The sequence below is a fragment of the Planktothrix sp. FACHB-1355 genome (assembly GCF_014748295.1).
GTDB lineage: Bacteria > Cyanobacteriota > Cyanobacteriia > Cyanobacteriales > Aerosakkonemataceae > Aerosakkonema > Aerosakkonema funiforme_A.
In genome coordinates this window covers 1-1,782 of the sequence record NZ_JACJUP010001313.1, presented here as the reverse complement: position 1 = coordinate 1,782, position 1,782 = coordinate 1, and the positions used below count along the sequence as shown (strand labels likewise).

3 protein-coding genes and 1 pseudogene are annotated in these 1,782 nt (G+C 49.5%); all 4 read right to left on the bottom strand.

The window, feature by feature from the left end:
• On the bottom strand, positions 1-745 hold a 745-nt coding region (locus tag H6S82_RS31915), incomplete at its 3' end, for a glycoside hydrolase family 3 N-terminal domain-containing protein (RefSeq protein ID WP_277926640.1).
• Positions 746-801: 56 nt separating this feature from the next.
• Positions 802-1,239, bottom strand: coding sequence for a 30S ribosome-binding factor RbfA (rbfA, locus tag H6S82_RS31910; protein WP_190475352.1), 438 nt, complete (start codon positions 1,237-1,239; stop codon positions 802-804).
• Positions 1,240-1,291: 52 nt separating this feature from the next.
• Entirely contained in the window at positions 1,292-1,498 is a 207-nt protein-coding gene (locus H6S82_RS31905) for a DUF751 family protein (protein ID WP_190475354.1), read from the bottom strand.
• A gap of 184 nt (positions 1,499-1,682) precedes the next feature.
• Positions 1,683-1,782 (bottom strand): annotated as a pseudogene (locus tag H6S82_RS33825) (RNA-guided endonuclease TnpB family protein); the annotation flags it as partial.

The window sequence follows — 1,782 nt, the reverse complement described above, 5'->3', positions numbered from 1 at the left end:
GATTTTGGCGCAGCTGACCAGTCAAAATAGAGGGAGACAGAGTTGCGGGTAACTTGTTATCCCAACTGGGGATCAGCAAGTGAGCGCTCATTACCGTATCCACCCCAGCCGCAATCGCAGCCGCAAAAGGCGGTAGTTCAACTTCGGCTAGCCGTGCGGGGGAGTGAGGAATTACAGGTAATTCTAAATGCGAATCTACAGCAGTATCGCCGTGTCCGGGAAAATGTTTGGCCGTGCTTAAGACGGGATAGCGTTGCGTACCTTTGATATAAGCAGACGCCAGTTGAGAGACGACGGCGGGTGTTTCGCCAAAAGCGCGAATATTGATCACCGGATTATCGGGATTGTTGTTAACATCCACAATAGGAGCTAAAACCCAGTTAATGCCGATCGCAAGTGCTTCTTGGGCAGTGATGGCTCCCATTTCCTCAGCATAATGTTGAGCGAGGTTGGGATCTTTTTCCGCAATTGCACCTATTGCCATCAGTGGCGGAAACCATGTAGCCGCAGAAAAGCGCTGTCCGACACCTTCTTCGATATCGGCAGCTACGAGTAAGGGGATTTTGGCCCAGCTTTGCAGTTGTTGCGATCGCAATGCCAATTCCGCCGCACTACCCCCCAGCAAGATTACACCACCCACGCCCAGATTACTTATGAAATGCTGTAACTTAGCTGCGGGTGGTTCCCATTGAGGATACTTGATTTGATGGTCGAACAGATAACCGGAGGCGCGTACTACCACCATTTGGGCTACCTGTTCTGCCAGGGAAAGTGTATCTATATCGGGTAATTGAGAAGATTTCAAGTTTCTTCCTCTTCCTCCACCGATACTATATTATCCTTGCGATCGTGGCGATCGTTCTCCTCTGGGAGAGGGTGGTCGCGCCGTTCTTGCTCAATCCGGTTGAGCAGAGATAAGATGCGATCGCCTCGTTCTAGGGATTTATCTTCCACAAACACGACTTCCGGCGTCCGACGCAAACGCACGCGATGACCGAGTTCCCGACGAACATAACCTGTCGCCGCCTTTAACCCTGCCATTGTTTCTACTTTTGCTTCCGGAGTGCCATAGATACTGACAAATATCTTGGCGTGCTGAAGGTCTCCCGAAACATCCACATCCGTCACACTGACCATACCTGCGCCCACGCGGTCATCTTTGATGCCGCTAAGCAGCATTTGGCTGACTTCGCGCTGTATTAGTGCAGCAACGCGGGAAACCCGACGATCTGTAGCCATAACAATACCCTGCCTTTTTGGCAGTAATGAATCATGCCTCTCACCATCGTAACTAAACCGGGCTTAAACCCAGCATCGCTCTCAGGGTCAGGGCAACAAAAATTAAGCCTGCAATAAAAAAGCTAACGAGGGCGATCGCTGTTACCGGACGCCTAAATAGCGGTGCTAACCAGCCGAACAGGAAGAAGAATACGCCTGTTATCACGGTAACAAAGTACGTGCAATAGCGATATACGTTTTGCCAAAATCCATCCAACATCTGTATAAAGAGGTGTTAAGCGCGACTGCATCTTAACTGGTAACATTTGTGGGTCAGTTCGACAAGTCCATCTTTGCTTCCGGTACGTTTTAGGTACGTTGTTGCGCTTTAGCGCCCCCACCTATAGGGGCGTTAGGGAAGCCTGGTCCCGTAGCGCTATAGCATTTTTTCTCGGAAAATGCCCTTTATATTCAACTGAACGGACATTCTTTTTGAAGCGAGGGAATCCTTTTTTACCAGGAATTTGCTTTTTACAATTATCATAAAACCGCTTGATGCTTGCC

Bases quoted from the DNA above. Each gene is read 5' to 3' on its own strand.
- H6S82_RS31905 (WP_190475354.1), bottom strand. From the start codon at position 1,498: ATGTTGGATGGATTTTGGCAAAACGTATATCGCTATTGCACGTACTTT.
- rbfA (WP_190475352.1), bottom strand. From the start codon at position 1,239: ATGGCTACAGATCGTCGGGTTTCCCGCGTTGCTGCACTAATACAGCGC.